The organism is Dietzia sp. CQ4 (genome assembly GCF_014145125.1).
Lineage (GTDB): Bacteria > Actinomycetota > Actinomycetes > Mycobacteriales > Mycobacteriaceae > Dietzia > Dietzia natronolimnaea.
In genome coordinates this window covers 1-2007 of sequence record NZ_JAALDZ010000207.1, presented here as the reverse complement: position 1 = coordinate 2007, position 2007 = coordinate 1, and the positions used below count along the sequence as shown (strand labels likewise).

2 protein-coding genes are annotated in these 2007 nt (G+C 68.7%); both read left to right on the top strand.

What is annotated here, in order from left to right:
• The coding region (gene mshD, locus G6031_RS12360; RefSeq protein ID WP_182653418.1) for a mycothiol synthase at positions 1 to 617 on the top strand (617 nt) is incomplete at its 5' end.
• Positions 618 to 862: 245 nt separating this feature from the next.
• Complete coding sequence (gene pstS, locus G6031_RS12355; protein WP_179524623.1) at positions 863 to 1972, top strand: phosphate ABC transporter substrate-binding protein PstS; 1110 nt, start codon at positions 863 to 865, stop codon at positions 1970 to 1972.
• Positions 1973 to 2007 lie beyond the last annotated feature (35 nt).

Below are 2007 nucleotides of genomic sequence, written 5' to 3'. Positions count from 1 at the left end.
ACGGTGACCTGCCGGCCGCGCGTGCACTCGCCGGCTCGGCAGGGCTGGTCCGTACCCGTGAGCTGCTCAAGATGCGCCGGCGCGCCCCCGCGGGCTCCGCGTCACCCGCCACGCGGCCCGCTGCGGGGATCGAGACTGGCACACTCGCCGAGGCGGCCTCGGAGGGCGGCACCCGATGGCCCGGACTGGACGCCCGCGAGGAGTTCCTCCGCGTCAACAACGCCGCGTTCTCGTGGCACCCGGAGCAGGGCGGATGGACCCGCGCCCTGCTCGATGAGCGACTGGCTGTGGAGTGGGTGGACCCCGGGGCGATCTTCCTGGCCGTCGACACCACGGGTCCGGTGCCCCGGCTCGCGGGCTTCCACTGGACCAAGACGGTGAGCGAGCCCGGTTCCCCCGTGGAGGGCGAGGTCTACGTCGTGGCGGTCGACCCGTCCGACCAGGGGCGCGGGCTCGGAGGGCTGCTCACCTCGCTGGGGGTAGCTCACCTGGAGGGTCCGGTGGGTGCGGAGTCGGTCGTCCTCTACGTGGAGGGTGACAACGCGGCGGCGATCCGGACCTACGAGAAGCTCGGTTTCACCGTCGAGCACCGCGATGTGACCTACGCCTCGGCGTGAGACCCCCGTCCGGGACCTCGGAGGTCGGCGATCACCCCAGGTGGGGGCGCCGTACGAATCCCCCGGGAGGTCATAACCGTGACGCATCCACTGAGTTCATCTCTCGTTCATCTCGACCGGCGAGACCGTTCATATCGGACCCTTAGGTTCTGTGCTCGTCGGGTCTCGGTATCGGCCCGGCTTTGTGTTGCAGTCGCCAAAGACGTGTTCGGGGGGCTATCCGCCGGACGAACCAAGGAGATTCAGTGAACCTCAAGCGCACCGGTGCTCTTCTCGGCCTCACCGCCCTCACGGCGGTCGGGCTCGCCGCCTGCTCGGATGACAACACCGGAAGCGGTGACACCGCGGCGCAGAGTGTCTCCGACGCGGAATGCGCGGGCAAGGAGACCCTGACCGCGTCGGGGTCCTCCGCCCAGAACAACGCCATGACGATCTTCGCCAACTCCTACGCCATGAGCTGCGAGGGTCAGACGCTGAACTACAACTCCAACGGCTCCGGCGCCGGCGTGAGCGAGTTCACCGGCGGGATCACGGACTTCGGTGGATCCGATTCCCCGCTCAAGGATGCCGACTACGCGGCGGCCGAGGAGCGGTGCGACTCCGAGGCGTGGAACATCCCCGCCGTCTTCGGCCCGATCGCCGTGGCCTACAACCTCGACGGCGTCGAGTTGAAGCTCTCCGGCCCCACCCTCGCCAAGATCTTCAACGGTGAGATCACCACGTGGAACGACCCGGCGATCGCCGAGGAGAACGAGGGCACGGACCTCCCGGACGAGCCCATCACCGTGATCTTCCGGTCGGACGAGTCCGGCACGACCGACAACTTCCAGAAGTACCTGGAGGCGGCGTCGGAGGGTGCGTGGACGCAGGGCGCCGGCAAGACCTTCACCGGTGGTGTCGGCGAGGGCGCCCGCGGCAACGAGGGCGTCTCGGGTGCCATCGGGCAGACCCCGGGGACCATCACGTACACCGAGTGGTCGTACGCGAAGAACCAGGACCTCTCGATGGTCAAGGTCATCACCCCGGCGGACCCGGAGGGCGTCGAGCTCAACGCCGAGACCTCGGGTGTGACCATCGACTCGGCGCGGCTCCAGAACGAGGGCACCAACGACCTCGTCATCGACACCTCGTCGTTCTACGTCCCCGAGGCCGCGGGCGCCTACCCCATCATCCTCCCCACCTACGAGATCGTCTGCTCCTCGTACGCGGATCCGGAGACCGCCGCGGCCGTCCGGTCGTTCCTCAACATCGCGGTGGCCGAGGACGTCCAGGCACAGCTCGAGGACGAAGGCTACATCCCCGTGCCCGACGCCTTCCGCGAGCAGCTCCTGACCGCCATCTCCGAGATCTCCTGATGCACCGGGTCACCGGCCCGCCGCTGATCGCGGCG